This window comes from Bradyrhizobium sp. SZCCHNS2022 (assembly GCF_032377575.1).
GTDB classification, from domain to species: domain Bacteria; phylum Pseudomonadota; class Alphaproteobacteria; order Rhizobiales; family Xanthobacteraceae; genus Bradyrhizobium; species Bradyrhizobium aeschynomenes.
Map to the genome: position 1 here is coordinate 3,308,671 of NZ_JAUHHZ010000001.1, position 13,741 is coordinate 3,322,411.

The following is a 13,741-nucleotide window of genomic DNA, read 5'->3' on the forward strand; positions in this document are numbered from 1 at the left end:
GGCTTGACCATCGCCCGCGCGACCGATAGCTTTATCTTTACAACGTAAAGATAAAGTGGAGGAACGGTCGTGAGCGAAACTCTCCAGACGAGTGACCAGCACAACTGGACCAGGCGCAACAATCTCGCGCCGATCCCATTCGAATGTGATGCCCCGTTCCTGAAGGTCACCGGCGAGCTGCCGCGCGAGCTCAACGGCACGCTCTATCGCAACGGTCCCAATCCGCAGTTCGACTCGCCCGGCTCGCACTGGTTCGTCGGCGACGGCATGCTGCACGCCTTCCATCTCGAAAACGGCCGCGCCTCCTATCGCAACCGCTGGATCCGCACGCCGAAATTCGAGGCCGAGCGCCGCGCGGGACGCGCGCTGTTCGGCGGCTTCGGCCGCAAGCTGCCGGACGCGCCGAGCGACGTCAGCGATGGCGGCGTTGCCAACACCAACATCATCGCCCATGCGGGGAAGCTGCTCGCGCTGGAGGAGGCGCATCTGCCGACCGAGATCGAGCCCGGCACGCTGGCGACGACAGGCTATCAGGATTTCGGCGGCCGCCTGCGCGGGGCCTTCACCGCGCATCCAAAGACCGATCCGGTCACCGGCGAGTTGCTGTTCTTCGGCTATAACGCGGCCGGACCGCTGACGCCCGCGCTCACCTACGGCACCATCGACGCCGCCGGCCAATTGACGCGCTTCAATCGGTTCGAGGCGCCCTATGCCAGCATGGTGCATGACTTCATCGTCACCGCCAACCACGTCCTGTTTCCGATCCTCCCGCTCACCGGCAGCATGGAACGCGCAATGTCGGGCAAGCCGCCTTATGCGTGGGAGCCCGACAAGGGCGCCTTCGTCGGTGTGATGAAGCGGAGCGGCGACATCAAGGACATCGTCTGGTTTCGCGGTGACGCCTGCTACGTCTTCCACATCATGAACGCCTGGGACGACGGCAGCCGCATCATTGCCGACGTCATGCAGTTCGACGAGCCGCCGTTGTTTCCGCACCCCGACGATCGGCCGACCGATCCGCGGAAGTCGCGAGCGCGGCTGTGCCGCTGGAGCTTCGACCTCGCCGGCAACAGCGACCGCTTCACGCAGATGTATCTCGACGACCTCACCGGCGAATTCCCCCGCGTCGATGACCGCCGCGCCGGCCTTGCCAGCCATCATGGCTGGTACGCCTGCGCCAATCCGGACGGCCTGCTGTTCGGCGCACTCTCCGGCCTCGCTCATGTCGATGGCGCCGGCACGCGCCGCGCGACCCATCTGCTGCCGGACGGCGACAGCCTGTCCGAGCCGGTGTTCGTGCCGCGCAGCGCGGGCGCGGCCGAAGGCGACGGCTGGCTGCTGACCGTGGTCTGGCGCGCCGCGACCAACACGTCCGACCTCGCCGTGTTCAACGCCACCGATATCGGCAGCGGACCGGTGGCGCTGGTTCATCTCGGCCACCGCGTGCCGGACGGCTTCCACGGCAACTGGGTCGGCGCCTGAAATCCGAGCCTCTGAATAGCAAGCCATTGAAAGACGACACGAACCTCTCGCCTCACGATATGTTTATACTGTCAAGTTCAACTTGACCCGCGCTGCAGCGGGCCGTATTTATCTTTCCAATGTAAAGATGAGTGCGACGGGACCTCGCCATGACGATCTTCCTCATCCTCGCGCCCTACGGCGTCTATGCTGCGCTGATGATGGTGGCCTCGGCCACGCTCAGCCTGGCGGTGGCGGCTGCGCTGTGCCTGGCGGTGGTTGGGCTGGACGTCGTGCGCGGCCGATCGGTCAAGATCCTGGGCCTCGGCTCGGCGATCATATTCGCGGGCGTAGCCGCCTACCTGCAGCTCTTCGATCCCACATTGAGCGCGTCCGGAGTGCGGATCGCGGTCGACTGCGGCATTTTCGCACTGTCGCTGGGCTCGATGCTGCTCCGCACCCCCTTCACCCTGCAATATGCGCTCGAGGACGTGCCGCCGGAAACGGCGGCGATTCCCGGCTTTCTGCGCGCCAATTACGTCATCACCGGCGCCTGGACGCTGTCGGCGCTGCTGATGATCGTCGGTAACCTCATGACGCTCTACGTTCCCGGCCTGCCCTACTGGACCGGTCTCGCCATTGCCTTCGCTGCACGCAACAGTGCACTTTATTTCACGCGCTGGTATCCTGAGTATCGTAAGACGAAGGACATCGCCGCGCAGACTGCCGCCGCAATGTCCGGTCAGGATTCGTGACGGGTTGGCTCCAGGGAGACGTGCGTGAAAGACGTGTTTGCGAAACTGACTGCCGATTTCCTCTCTGCTGCCGTCTTCTTCATCCTGTACATCGCCACCGATGACGTCGTGCTGGCCACCTCCGCCGCGGTAGGCGTCGCCATCGTCCAGGTGGTCTGGGCCCGCATCAAGGGCGTCAGCCTCAGCTTCATGGCCTATGCCAGCGTCGCCCTCGTCATCGTGCTCGGCGGCGTCACGCTGCTGACCAACGATCCGCGCTTCATGTTCGCAAAACCCGCGATCGGCCATTTCGCCATCGGCCTGATCATGCTCAGGCGCGGCTGGATGCTGCGCTACGTGCCGCCGATCGTTTCCGAGACGATTCCGGAATACGTCACGGTCGCCGGCTACGCCTGGGCGGCGCTGATGTTCGCACTCGGCCTCGGCACGGTGGCCGTCGCCATGACCGGCGACATCAAGCTGTGGGTGCTCTACATCACCGTGGTCGCCGGCGGCGCCAAGGTCGCGGCCTTCGCCCTGCAGTTCATCGCGTTCCGCTTCGCGGTCGCCAACCGCCTCCGGGCCGCACGAGCCTGACCGGGGCCGTCCATCGCCCAATGGGCTTACGATCAAAGATACGCTATAGGAGCGCGCGAACGCATCCATGCGGGGCCGCTTCGGCATCCGGGATGTGCAACGCCAGGGAGAACGATCGATGGCTGTGGACGGCAACTGGAATCTGACCTTGAACACGCCGATGGGCGAGCGCAGCGCGACCTTGAGCGTGAAGAGCTCCGGCTCGACGCTGACCGGCACCCAGGCCGCCGAGGGCGATTCCGCCGAGATCTTCGACGGCACCGTCAATGGCGACGACGTCTCCTGGAAGGTCTCGATCACCAGCCCGATGCCGCTGACGCTCGACTTCAAGGGCAAGGTCGCCGGCGACACCATCTCCGGCGAGATGGGCATCGGCTTCATGGGCAGCTTCCCCTTCACCGGCGCCCGCGGCTGATCCTTATTCTTTAGAGTAGTGAGCACGTCGCCTCGACACCCTCCGCTGTCGTCCCCGCGAAAGCGGGGACCCATACCCCCAGGGAGCGGTTCGAGGCACGCTGGCGATTGGCATTTTGCCCCTCACATCCGCCGCAGCGTATGGGTCCCGGCTCAAGGCCGGGACGACGCCTATTTTTCCGCCAGCATTCCGCTTCACATCTCCCAGGCAAGCATTCGCATTCTCGCGGCTGATAACGCCCGAGTGATGCACCGGCAGGTCCCTCTTCGAAAGCAGAGGGCGCAGGGAAGGCCAGGCGTCGGCTGACGCCTGCGGCCCGCCTGCTAAAAAAATGCAGGCGGCAGGTACCACAGGTGCAGCCGAGAACACCCGGCCTTCCCTGCGCGACGGTCTCACGCTTATACGCAGTCGCCCTGGTGCGCCGGCTTGTTGGCCACCATGCCGCGACAATGCTTGCGCATTGCGCTGTTGACACCAGCTTCGGGGTGTCAGGCCGCTGCGACTTCACGTCCGCGCCGAGCCGTTCGTCCGCGCATCCGCTGAGGACACGCTGCGGCTCCATCGCGGCCATCGCTCCCCGCCCCGCGTGTCGTGACGATCGCGCGCTACGCCCCTTCGCAGTGGGACGGGATGCGGGGAGATAATCATGATTTCCGGAAAATGGCAATGAATTTTTATTTTTCGGAACACGCGTTCTCGCCTGACCGCTGGATCTCGCGAGAGGCGACACTCTCTCCTCCGTCATTCCGGGGCGTGCGAAGCACGAGCCCGGAATCCATCGGGCGGCAGCACACGCAGCCCGATGGATTCCGGGCTCGACGCGCTGCGCGCGCCGCCCCGGAATGACGGCGGAGTTCGTGGCCGCAGGAGTGCTCACGCGCTCTCAAAACCAGATCTGCATTGCCAGGCCATGCGCATCGCGTGGCGGATCGCCGTCGGGCACGCAGCCGGCGCAGTCGCGGGCGGCCAGCGCGACGGCGCAGGCGTCGAGCACATCGTCGGACTTGGCGGCGGTGCCGATGCGGGCGCGGGTCAGCCAGTCGTCGATGGCGGCAAAGCCCGCGGCAACTAACAGGTCGCGCCGCAGCCTGGTCCCCTGCGCCGTCTTCTTCGACGGCAGCGGCGCGCCGTTGAGGCGCAGGAACACCAGCTCCGGATGGGCCTCGCGGATGTCGCGCTCGCGATGCGCGCGGACGAAGGCATCGACCTCCATGATCTTGCGGCCGAGATGCCAGAGCTGGCGCGAGGCACGGGGCTGGCCGCGGCGGGTGGCTTCGGTGTTTGCCTCGTCGGGATCGGTGTAGGTCTCCCAAAGCCAACGCCGCGCACCGGTGAACACGCGGGAGCGATGCGGCGCGAGCTTGTCACGCGCGAGCAGGTCGCACGCGCGGGTGCCGTCGTCGGTCATACCGATGGGGATGTCGATGAAGGCGCGAGTGAAGGGAGATGCGAGTGCGGTGGTGACGTCGGCGAGGAAGGCGATGTCACGGTCGTCGCCTTCGATCGACACGGCGACCCATCCGCACGAGAAGCCATCGAGGCCGAGGAAGCGTTGGGGATGCATTGCGCTCACCTACCAAATGCGTCCGACCCGCCTTGCCTAACTGTCGGGGGGCAGTGAACACAGCCCATTCGAAATCGAAGCCGAGATGGTCACCACACCGACGGTGAGCTCCCCTCCCCCTTGCGGGGAGGGGTTGGGGGTGGGGGTCTCCGGGCGATGAATCCAGGGTGGGCTCATTCGCGCACACTCACCGGATCATCGAGAGAGCCAGTGCGCTGCGCACGCAGCGGTCTGTTACTCATCGACAGAGCGGGACTCGTGGACCCCCACCCCCGACCCCTCCCCGCAAGGGGGAGGGGGGCGCACCGTTCGCGGAGCAACTTCAAAGGCTCGTATGCACAGTTGGAGCTCGGAGAACGGTCCTCGACGCCCCACCCTGCCCCTACACAAGCTAACGGCCGGGATGACTCCCGGCCGCTGCAACGAAAAGCACCCTCGCCGCACCTCAGCCGAGGTTCAGCTCCTTGAAGAAGTCGTTGCCCTTGTCGTCGATGATGATGAAGGCCGGGAAGTCGACGACCTCGATGCGCCAGATGGCTTCCATGCCGAGCTCGGGATATTCGACGACCTCGACCTTCTTGATGCAGTGCTCGGCGAGGTTCGCGGCGGCGCCGCCGATCGAGCCGAGATAGAAGCCGCCGTGCTTCTTGCAGGCCTCGCGCACCGCCGGCGCGCGGTTGCCCTTGGCGACCATCACCATCGAGCCGCCGGCCGCCTGGAACTGGTCGACGAAGGAATCCATGCGGCCCGCGGTGGTCGGACCGAACGCGCCGGAGGCGTAGCCGTCCGGGGTCTTGGCCGGACCGGCGTAGTAGACCGGGTGGTTCTTGAAGTAGTCCGGCAGCGGCTCGCCGCGGTCGAGGCGCTCGCGCAGCTTGGCATGCGCGGCATCGCGGGCGACGATCATGGTGCCGGTCAGCGACAGCCGGGTCTTGATCGGGTTCTTCGACAGCGTGGCGAGGATGTCCTTCATCGGCTGGTTCAGTTCGATCTTCACGACCTCGCCGCCGAGCGCCTGCTCGACCTCCGGCAGATATTGCGCCGGGTGATGCTCGAGCTCCTCGAGATAGACGCCGTCCTTGGTGATCTTGCCGAGCACCTGGCGGTCCGCCGAGCACGATACGCCCAGCCCGATCGGGAGCGAAGCGCCATGGCGCGGCATGCGGATGACGCGGACATCGTGGCAGAAATACTTGCCGCCGAACTGCGCGCCGACGCCGAGCGACTGCGTCATTTTATGGATTTCCTGCTCCATCTCGACGTCGCGGAAGGCGTTGCCGTCGGCGGAGCCGTGCGTCGGCAGCGCGTCGAGATAGCGCGCGGAGGCAAGTTTCACGGTCTTCATGCACAGCTCTGCCGAGGTGCCGCCGATCACGATGGCGAGGTGATAAGGCGGGCACGCCGCGGTGCCGAGCGTCAGGATCTTCTCCTTCAGGAATGCCAGCAGCCGGTCCTTGGTGAGCACCGAGGGCGTCGCCTGGAACAGGAAACTCTTGTTGGCCGAGCCGCCGCCCTTGGCCATGAACATGAACTTGTAGGCGTCCTCGCCTTCGGCGTAGATCTCGGTCTGCGCCGGCATGTTGTTGGCGGTGTTCTTCTCCTCGTACATCGAGAGCGGCGCGACCTGCGAGTAGCGCAGGTTACGGCGCAGATAGGCATCGCGCGCGCCTTCGCTGAGCGCCGCCTCGTCGTCACCGTCGGTGATGACGTTGCAGCCCTTCTTGCCCATGATGATCGCGGTGCCGGTATCCTGGCACATCGGCAGCACGCCGCCGGCGGAGATGTTGGCATTCTTCAGGAAGTCGAGCGCGACGAACTTGTCGTTCGGGCTGGCCTCCGCGTCGTCCAGGATGCTGCGCAGCTGCTTCAGATGGCCGGGGCGCAGGAAGTGGTTGATCTCGCCGAACGCGGCCTCCGACAGCGTCCGCAGCGCCGCGCGCGACACCACCAGCATGTCGCGTCCGAGCACCTTCTCGACCCGCACGCCCTCGGTGGTGATCTTCTTGTAAGGCGTGGTGTCCGGCCCGAGCGGAAACAGCGGCGTGTGCTTGTAGGGCGGAACGGGCTTGGACTGGTCGGGGAAGGCGGTGGGCGCGTTCATGGCGAGCTCGTGGGGTTCTAAAATGGGCCGCCCAAAGCGGTCTTGACAGGTCTGATATCACCCTGGTGTTGGGGCGCAACATATGGTTCGGCATGGCCGTTCCAGGGCGGGACCATGCCTACTTTGGTCTGAATGGCGGGAGGTTGGCGGGGCAGTATGGGCGGACAGAACCGGTCGTGAACCCGTCAGACGCCGGAGGCGTTCAGCACCCGAGCTTGCTGATGTGATCTCGCGCTTCTGTCTGCGAGACAATCTTCCGCTCTGGATCGAGCCTCCTCCGGAGAACTTCCTCCAGCTGGTCGTCTGTCAGGTCAACGTCCCGCATGTGCTTGACGTAATCGAGGAGAGCGCCGGCCGCAGCGTTCTGATCGTCGGCCGACAAGCGCAGGACCTCTTGCAAAGCCTGCTCAAGCAATCTGGTCGTCGGTTGAACGTAATAGCTCCGGTGGGCGACGAAAAGAACCGCGCGAGGGACCGACGGACTCCGGTTTGCCACACCCGGCGGCCTGCTGCCCTGCCCGGTCCATCGGCGCTTGCATGACCCGCGCGTGCACGCTTCAATGGAATTGGGGGTAATTGGAATGCAGTCATTTCTCTATTCGTTTGGCCGCTCGGCTGGATTTGCCATCATCATTGCGCTCGGCGCGATGCTCGCGCCGCAGGCGGCGCGGGCCGATCGGTGCGACGACGTCGCCAAGGAACTCAAGAACGGCATCGACGGTCTCAAGATCGGCCAGACCGCGGCAGGCACCGTGTATCTCGCTCATCCCAAGGCGCGCGAGATCACGCTCGGCTGCTCGTCGAAGAACTTCTCGAACCAGCTGTTCGGGAAAACCGACCGCAAGCCGCCGCCGGCCTTCGTCGAGCTGATGGCGAGCGCAGCGGCGATCGTGTTCACCCTGCCGAAGGACGACATGGTGCGCGGCGTCAACCGCTGCTACCGCCGGCTCGGCATCTTCCGCGGCGACGACGTTCCCAGCCGCTACCGCCGGCTCGACATGCGCTGCGCCCGAACCAAGACCGAATCGTCGATCACGATCAGCCGCAGCAAGGATCAATAGCCTGGCGTGACCAGGGTGCCGCCGGTTTCTGCAAGGGAATCAGCGACCCGTTCACTATTCCGGGCCGCCACTCACAGTTGCAGACAATTCGACCGATCCGGTTGACGAAACGTTCGCTGGACATGGCCACGCTTAGCCGAACACCAAGCGAGGAGCCGGACCATGTCCGTTTCGAGCGTTTCGACGTCATCACCGCCGCCTTCACCGCCGCCGGTCTCGATCGAGACGAACACGCCGCAGACGCAGCAGACTCAGAGCCAACAGACGCAGTCGTTCAAGCCGGAGAAGACCGGGGACGAAAACGCTGCCGAGAACAAGGCTTCGCGTCCGCCGCTGCCGCCCGGCCAGGGCACGCGCGTCGACATCATCGCCTGACGACCCCACACCCTCAGGCCAACTTCGTATGGCGGCGGCGCCTTTGGGCGTCTGCCGTCATACGTGTGCGTTGAGCCGCCGCATCAGGCATCCAGCGCCTTGTAGCGGCGGAAGATGCCGTCCTCGTTGAAGGGGATGCGGCGGTCGCTGGCGAGGTAGGCGGCGACGTTCGGCCTGATGGCGACACGGTCGTGCAGTGCGACGAGGCCGGGGATGTTGCGCTCGAAGGCTGCCATCCGGCGGGGAAACGCGTAGCGCAGCCCGGCGACGATCTGGAACAGCGACAGGTCGACGTAAGTGAGCCGCCGCCCGGTGACATAGGCGCCGCCGCTCTTGGCCAGGATCTGCTCGAAATAGCCGAGGAATTTCGGCACCCGCTCGCTCCAGAACTCGGCGGTGCGCTTCTTCGCGGCGGCGCGCTGGTCCTCGTAATACAGCGTCGGCCCGAGCGGATGATGGGTGTCGTGGATCTCGACGACGAAGTCGGTGACCGTGAGCTGCAGCTGATGCACCCACGACTGGCCCGCCTCGGCCTTCGGCGCGAGCCCGTGGCGGCTGCCGAGGAAGAGCAGGATATTGGCGGTCTGGCCGATGATGCGGCGGCCAGCTTTGAGGAACGGCGGCGCGAAGGGCGGCGTGTCGCTCGCCGCCTCCAGCACCGCGGTCATCGCGCCGATGCCCTCCTCGCGCGCGACGTCGCGATAGCTGGCACCCGCCTCCTCCAGCGCCAGCCGGACATATTCGCCGCGGCCCTGGATCATCGGCCAGTAATACAGCTCGTAACGCATCGGCCATCCTCGATGTGATGCGCCCATACGCGATGCGGCGGAGACGGACGCGGGTTGTTAGTTCGCCGCGAAGCAGTATAGCAGCCCGTCGCCGCCGGTGCTCTTCAGATCGGCCTGGGAGCAGCCGCCGTCGGGACCGCGCGAGGGATGCGAGGTATTCCACGACTTCGACGGCTCGTCGTCGCGAAGCCCGATGCGATCCGAATGGCCGACCATCGCAGCGCCTTGCGTGGAGCTCGTCCAGTTGCGGCAGGTGCGGTCCTCGCCGGCGGCGAATGCGGTTCCGTCGGCCTGCGAGCCGGTCAGCACGTCGTGGCGATTCGGCGTGTCGCCGCGGCCGTTGATGACCTCGCCCTTTTCGCTCAGTGCGGTCTGCTTGGTGAGGTTGTTGGATGCGCCGTGCAGGTCCGCGACGTCCTTGGCGACGACGACGCCCTTGGCGTTCTGCCACGGCCCCTTGCCGATGCGGTCGCGCGCGTTCACCGCGGGCTGGCCATCGGCAGCCTGCGTCGACAGATAGGCGCGCCAGGTCTTGGCGCCGGCGCCCGCTGCCTGGGCGAGCGACTGGCAGTGCTTGTCGGCGCCGGCGAGGCCGCCGAGATTGCCGCCATTGCCGGGGCCGTTGCTGGTCAGGAAGAAGCTCATGTCGGCGCCCTGGGCCGTCGCGGTCGCGATCAGGCCGGGTGCCGCGGCGAGCAGCGCGCTCGCGATCAGGATGCTGCGGAGCGGTGTCATGGTGTCCTCCCTCTTGGACGACGTTCTTGGACGAGTTCTTCGACGAGTTCTTGGACGATATTGGCGCATCGCTTGGACGCGATGTCGTTCGTGAGCATGGAACCCGTTGAGGGCCGGATTATTCCGCACCCGCCGGCGCAAAACAAAGACGCCGCGGATGGCTCCGCGGCGCCTGAAGTTCGTTCCTATCAATCGGCTCAGCCGACCTGCTGGATCGCCGACAGCTGCCAGTCGGCTCCGGGGTGACGCAGGAAGGTCCAGATCTCCGTGACCTCCTGCGGCTGGTCGGAGCCGTCGACCACGCGGCCCGAGGCGCGCTCGATGGTCTTGTCGGCCAAGGTGAACCGCATCGCCACCGTGGCGTAGTCGGCGCCGTTCTCGCGCCAGGATTCGGCCAGGTCGCCCTGCAGCAGCTTGACGCCGGTGACCTTGTTGACGACGCCGCGAGCCTGGTTCTGCTCGAGATCGCGCTCGAAATACGAGGCCATCTCGGGCGTCGACAGCAGCCGCAGGCGGCCCACGTCCTCGCTCGACCACGCCGACTGGATGTCGCCGAGCAGCCGCTCGAACGCCTCATAGTCGGCCGGCTGGATCTGCAGCGGCGGCTGGCTGCCACCGCCGAAGCCGCCGAAACCACCACCCAGACCGCTCAGGCCCGAACGGAAGCTCGGCTGCCCGTCGGTCGGCGACGGCGTGGGACCGGCGGCATAGGCCGGCTGGTTTCGGCGCTGCCACCAGGCCATCGCGAACCGCACCACCAGCACCACCAGCAGGACCTGGAGGATCAGGCCGATGATCGAGGCGAAGCCGCCGAGGCCGGAGAACAGACCGCCGCCGAACAGCATGCCGAACAGGCCGGCGCCGAGGAAACCCGCGGCGAGGCCGCCGAGCAGGCCGCCAGCGCGTCCGCCGAACAGGCCGCCGCGCGCGGGCGCAGCCGTGTTCATGCCGGGCTGGCCCGGCTGGGTCATGGTGCGATTGAACTGCGACGCCGACCCCGGCGCGGTCGATGTCGGAGGCGGCGCGGAGAAGGTCCGCGTGCCGCGGGAGCCCGAGCTGGAGCCGCCGCCGATCCGGGCGTCGGCCGCCGAGACGGCGAGCACCGTCGGCAGCGCCAATGAAAGGGCCACGGCCATCGCCTTGAGGAGGCCGCTTTTGCGCTGCATGAAGCTCATCTTCGTTTCCCATAACTCCCCGGAATGGGGATGCCCCTAAGATGGGCACATCGGGCGAAAAAGGAAGGCGGCACGAGGCCGCGCGGCTGCGGCGCTGGGTCGCGGGATGAACGCGCTCGGCCGCCGTGCCAGGGTACCCTGGTAACCTATTGCGGCGCCATGGTTTCCTTCACCGCCGCGACCAGCTGGCTGAGCGTGAAGGGCTTCGGCAGGAACGCGAACTGCTGATTCTCCGGCAGGCTCTTCTCGAACGCGTCCTCGGCATAGCCCGAGACGAAGATGATCTTGATCTCCGGATTCTTCTCTCGCATCACCTTCAGCAGCGTCGGCCCGTCCATCTCCGGCATCACGACGTCGGAGACCACGAGATCGAGCTCGCCATTGCACTCCTCCAGCGCCTCCAGCGCCTCGATGCCGTTGGAGGCCTCGATGACGCTGTAGCCGCGCGAGCGCAGGCCCCGCGCATTCAGTGCCCGCAGGCCCTCCTCGTCCTCCACCAGCAGGATCGTGCCCTGCCCGGTCAGATCGGCGCGCGGCTTCGGCGGCTCGACGGCGGCCGAATCCCTGGCTGCGCCGTTGACCGCCTGCGGCTCGGCCTGGGCCTCCGGCACGACGACATGGCGCGGCAGGAAGATCTGGAACGAAGTCCCCTTGCCGACCTCGCTGTCGACATAGATGAACCCACCGGTCTGCTTGATGATGCCGTAGACCGTGGACAGGCCGAGGCCGGTGCCCTTGCCGACCTCCTTGGTCGAGAAGAACGGCTCGAAGATCTTCTCGCGAATCTCGGGCGGAATGCCGGTGCCGGTGTCGCTGATCTCGATGCGCACATAGTCGGCGACGGGCATGCCCTTGTAGGCCGCCTGCGCGACCTCGTCGGCCGAGACGTTGGCGGTGCGCACCGAGAGCTTGCCGCCGTCGGGCATGGCGTCGCGGGCATTGACGGCGAGGTTCACCACCACCTGCTCGAACTGCGAGACGTCGACCTTGACCGGCCAGAGGTCGCGGCCATGGGCGAGATCGAGCTTGACCTTCTCGCCGATCAGCCGGCGCAGCAGCATCGTCAGGTCCGACAGCGCGTCGCCGAGATCGAGCACCTGCGGCCGCAGGGTCTGACGGCGCGAGAACGCGAGCAGCTGCCGCACCAGCGTCGCGGCGCGCGTCGCGTTCTGCTTGATCTGCATGATGTCCTGGAACGACGGATCGGTCGGCTTGTGCGCGTTCAGCAGGAAGTCGTTGGCCATCATGATGGCAGAGAGCACGTTGTTGAAGTCGTGGGCGATGCCGCCGGCGAGCTGGCCGACCATCTCCATCTTCTGCGACTGGTTGATCTGGTTCTCCAGCGCGCGCCGCTCGGTGGTCTCGAGCATGTAGACGATCGCAGCCTCGGTCTCGCGCTCGTCCTCGTCGACCGCCGTGACGAAGAACTGGCCGAAGCGCTCCTTGGCGCCGTCCAGCATCACCTCGACCGGCGGAATGTCCGCCTGCCCTTCGCCCGCCTGGTTGATCGCGGCGATCAGCAGATGCCGGTCGCGCTGGCTGACGGCACGGAAGATCGATTTGGCAGCCGCCGCATCGCCGCTGACGCTCTGCGCCAGCTTGGCGAAGCGCGCATTGGCGCGCACCACCGCGCCGCCGCGATCGACGGTCGCGATCGCCATCGGCGTGTGGTCGAAGAAGCGCATGAAGCGCACCTCGGCCGCGCGGTCCGGATCGGAGCGCTCGTCGCGGGCGCGGCTGATGACCAGGGTGCGCGAGGCGCCCGGCTTGCCGTCGGCGCCGAAGGCGAGCTTGTGATAGAGCCGCGCCGGCATGGTCTTGCCGCCGCGCATCTTCAGGTCGATGTCGAACACCTCGGTGCGGACCTCGCCGGGCACCGCGACGATCGAGGTCAGCAGCGAGGCGCCGTCGCCGGAGACGACGTCGGCGAGCTTCAGCCCGCCCGAGCCGATCTCGGCGAGATCATAGTCGAGCCAGTTGGCGAGCGTCGCATTGACGTAGACGAGGCTGCCTTCGGGATTGACCGAGAAGAAGCCGCACGGCGCATGGTCGAGATATTCGATCGCGTGCTGCAGCTCCTGGAACACGTCCTCCTGGCGCTCGCGGTCCCTGGTGATGTCGGCGATCGACCACACGGCATAGCGGGCGTGGCGCTTGGTCTGGCCGAGCGGGCGCACCCGCATGCGCAGCCAGCGGCCCTGGCCGCCCTCGGCCGCGGTGATGCGCACCTCCTCCTGCTGCCGCTTGCCCTCGCGTGCCGCCTTGAGCAGGCGGAACACCGCCTCGGAGACATCCGGATTGCCGATGAAGACGCGCTCGACGGGCCGCGCCTCCTGCGGACCCGCCGCACCGGTCATGCTGAGATAGGCGGCGTTGGCGTAGACGACGTGGCCGCGCGGATCGGTCACCGCCAGGCCATCGAAGGCGTGGTCGGCGATCGCGCCCATGACGGGATCGTCGGTCGCCTTGTCGGCAAAGCGGACGATGCCGGCAGCAAAGGCGAACAGGTTGAACAGGCCGACGGTAGCGAGCAGCGACAACAGGCCGAGAATATAAGGCTGCGCCTGGGCACGGCCGATCGTCATCAACGCGATCGCGACTGCGACGAGGCCGAACGCCACCAGCAGAATCAGCAGAATGCTGCCGCTGCGGCGCGGCCGCTCCGGCAGGTTCACCTGGTCAGGTGACGCTTCGTTGTCGGGTTCGGCGCTCATGGCAAAGGGACGCGACCTGTC

General features: G+C 66.5%; 12 protein-coding genes. 6 read left to right on the top strand and 6 right to left on the bottom strand.

Annotated features, from left to right (window positions below):
- Nucleotides 1-69: 69 nt before the first annotated feature.
- From QXZ94_RS14750 to QXZ94_RS14765, 4 genes are all read left to right on the top strand, one after another.
- Nucleotides 70-1,482: a carotenoid oxygenase family protein gene (locus QXZ94_RS14750; RefSeq protein ID WP_315721010.1), complete on the top strand. Its 1,413-nt coding sequence runs from the start codon at nucleotides 70-72 to the stop codon at nucleotides 1,480-1,482.
- A gap of 149 nt (nucleotides 1,483-1,631) precedes the next feature.
- Entirely contained in the window at nucleotides 1,632-2,216 is a 585-nt protein-coding gene (locus QXZ94_RS14755; protein WP_315721011.1) for a hypothetical protein, read from the top strand.
- Between the two features lie 24 nt (nucleotides 2,217-2,240).
- Nucleotides 2,241-2,792, top strand: coding sequence for an inner membrane-spanning protein YciB (locus tag QXZ94_RS14760; protein ID WP_315721012.1), 552 nt, complete (start codon nucleotides 2,241-2,243; stop codon nucleotides 2,790-2,792).
- Between the two features lie 118 nt (nucleotides 2,793-2,910).
- Nucleotides 2,911-3,207 carry a hypothetical protein gene (locus tag QXZ94_RS14765; protein WP_315721013.1) on the top strand — a complete coding sequence of 99 codons (297 nt, stop codon included), beginning with the start codon at nucleotides 2,911-2,913 and terminating at the stop codon, nucleotides 3,205-3,207.
- An 883-nt stretch (nucleotides 3,208-4,090) separates the two neighbouring features.
- Here QXZ94_RS14765 and QXZ94_RS14770 read toward each other — a convergent pair.
- Both QXZ94_RS14770 and QXZ94_RS14775 read right to left on the bottom strand, forming a co-directional pair.
- Nucleotides 4,091-4,771: a DUF429 domain-containing protein gene (locus tag QXZ94_RS14770; RefSeq protein WP_315721014.1), complete on the bottom strand. Its 681-nt coding sequence runs from the start codon at nucleotides 4,769-4,771 to the stop codon at nucleotides 4,091-4,093.
- A 445-nt stretch (nucleotides 4,772-5,216) separates the two neighbouring features.
- Nucleotides 5,217-6,872, bottom strand: a complete 1,656-nt coding sequence (locus QXZ94_RS14775; RefSeq protein WP_315721015.1) for a fumarate hydratase — start codon at nucleotides 6,870-6,872, stop codon at nucleotides 5,217-5,219.
- Between the two features lie 647 nt (nucleotides 6,873-7,519).
- Here QXZ94_RS14775 and QXZ94_RS14780 point away from each other — a divergent pair.
- Entirely contained in the window at nucleotides 7,520-7,933 is a 414-nt protein-coding gene (locus tag QXZ94_RS14780; RefSeq protein WP_172134567.1) for a hypothetical protein, read from the top strand.
- 162 nt (nucleotides 7,934-8,095) lie between these two features.
- Nucleotides 8,096-8,308, top strand: coding sequence for a hypothetical protein (locus tag QXZ94_RS14785; RefSeq protein WP_315721016.1), 213 nt, complete (start codon nucleotides 8,096-8,098; stop codon nucleotides 8,306-8,308).
- Nucleotides 8,309-8,391: 83 nt separating this feature from the next.
- On the opposite strand, the gene QXZ94_RS14790 is transcribed toward QXZ94_RS14785, so the two are convergent.
- The 4 genes from QXZ94_RS14790 to cckA form a co-directional block, all read right to left on the bottom strand.
- Nucleotides 8,392-9,096, bottom strand: coding sequence for a glutathione S-transferase (locus QXZ94_RS14790; RefSeq protein ID WP_315721017.1), 705 nt, complete (start codon nucleotides 9,094-9,096; stop codon nucleotides 8,392-8,394).
- 57 nt (nucleotides 9,097-9,153) lie between these two features.
- A complete protein-coding gene (locus tag QXZ94_RS14795) occupies nucleotides 9,154-9,831 on the bottom strand; it encodes a lectin (protein ID WP_315721018.1) in 678 nt (225 codons plus the stop codon).
- Between the two features lie 197 nt (nucleotides 9,832-10,028).
- Nucleotides 10,029-10,997 carry a Tim44 domain-containing protein gene (locus QXZ94_RS14800; protein ID WP_315721019.1) on the bottom strand — a complete coding sequence of 323 codons (969 nt, stop codon included), beginning with the start codon at nucleotides 10,995-10,997 and terminating at the stop codon, nucleotides 10,029-10,031.
- Between the two features lie 155 nt (nucleotides 10,998-11,152).
- Nucleotides 11,153-13,720 (bottom strand): cell cycle histidine kinase CckA, encoded by a 2,568-nt coding sequence (cckA, locus tag QXZ94_RS14805; protein ID WP_315721020.1) that lies wholly within the window; start codon nucleotides 13,718-13,720, stop codon nucleotides 11,153-11,155.
- Nucleotides 13,721-13,741: the final 21 nt, after the last annotated feature.

Excerpts from the sequence above, each read along its gene's own strand:
- QXZ94_RS14755 (WP_315721011.1), top strand. The coding sequence starts at position 1,632 with ATGACGATCTTCCTCATCCTCGCGCCCTACGGCGTCTATGCTGCGCTG.
- QXZ94_RS14765 (WP_315721013.1), top strand. The coding sequence starts at position 2,911 with ATGGCTGTGGACGGCAACTGGAATCTGACCTTGAACACGCCGATGGGC.
- QXZ94_RS14770 (WP_315721014.1), bottom strand. The coding sequence starts at position 4,771 with ATGCATCCCCAACGCTTCCTCGGCCTCGATGGCTTCTCGTGCGGATGG.
- QXZ94_RS14775 (WP_315721015.1), bottom strand. The coding sequence starts at position 6,872 with ATGAACGCGCCCACCGCCTTCCCCGACCAGTCCAAGCCCGTTCCGCCC.
- QXZ94_RS14780 (WP_172134567.1), top strand. The coding sequence starts at position 7,520 with ATGCTCGCGCCGCAGGCGGCGCGGGCCGATCGGTGCGACGACGTCGCC.
- QXZ94_RS14785 (WP_315721016.1), top strand. The coding sequence starts at position 8,096 with ATGTCCGTTTCGAGCGTTTCGACGTCATCACCGCCGCCTTCACCGCCG.
- QXZ94_RS14790 (WP_315721017.1), bottom strand. The coding sequence starts at position 9,096 with ATGCGTTACGAGCTGTATTACTGGCCGATGATCCAGGGCCGCGGCGAA.
- QXZ94_RS14795 (WP_315721018.1), bottom strand. The coding sequence starts at position 9,831 with ATGACACCGCTCCGCAGCATCCTGATCGCGAGCGCGCTGCTCGCCGCG.
- QXZ94_RS14800 (WP_315721019.1), bottom strand. The coding sequence starts at position 10,997 with ATGCAGCGCAAAAGCGGCCTCCTCAAGGCGATGGCCGTGGCCCTTTCA.
- cckA (WP_315721020.1), bottom strand. The coding sequence starts at position 13,720 with ATGAGCGCCGAACCCGACAACGAAGCGTCACCTGACCAGGTGAACCTG.